The following is a 315-nucleotide window of genomic DNA, read 5'->3' as shown; positions in this document are numbered from 1 at the left end:
ATCGGGGGTGGCGGATGCCGTGATCGCCGCCGCGGTGCGCGCGGGGATGACGAAGATCAACGTCTCCACGCATCTCAACGGATTCTTCACGCGCGCGATCCGCGAGAAGCTGGCCGCCGACGAGCGGCTGGTCGATTCGCGGAAGTACCTCGCGCCTGCGCGCGACGCCCTCGCCGCAGAGGCCGCGCGGATGCTGCGTCTCTTCGCGCTGACCGGGAGCGATACGGTGGCGGGATGAAGAGGGCGGCGCGGCTCAACGCGATCCTCGATCTGCTCGCCGAAGCCGGCGAGGTCACGATCGATGAGCTCGTGGAC

1 protein-coding gene is annotated in these 315 nt (G+C 69.2%); it reads left to right on the top strand.

Annotated features, from left to right (window positions below; translation table 11 throughout):
• Positions 1 to 238, top strand: a 238-nt coding sequence (locus tag SB660_RS19620) for a class II fructose-bisphosphate aldolase (protein ID WP_410583925.1), incomplete at its 5' end; no start/stop codon positions are given.
• Between the last annotated feature and the right edge of the window lie 77 nt (positions 239 to 315).

Origin of the sequence: Bacillus sp. SIMBA_005, from assembly GCF_046535585.1 — a bacterium.
In the GTDB taxonomy this organism is placed as follows: Bacteria; Bacillota; Bacilli; order Bacillales; family Bacillaceae; genus Bacillus; species Bacillus pumilus.
The sequence above is the reverse complement of the archived record's forward strand: the minus strand, read 5'-3'. Positions and strand labels throughout refer to the sequence as shown.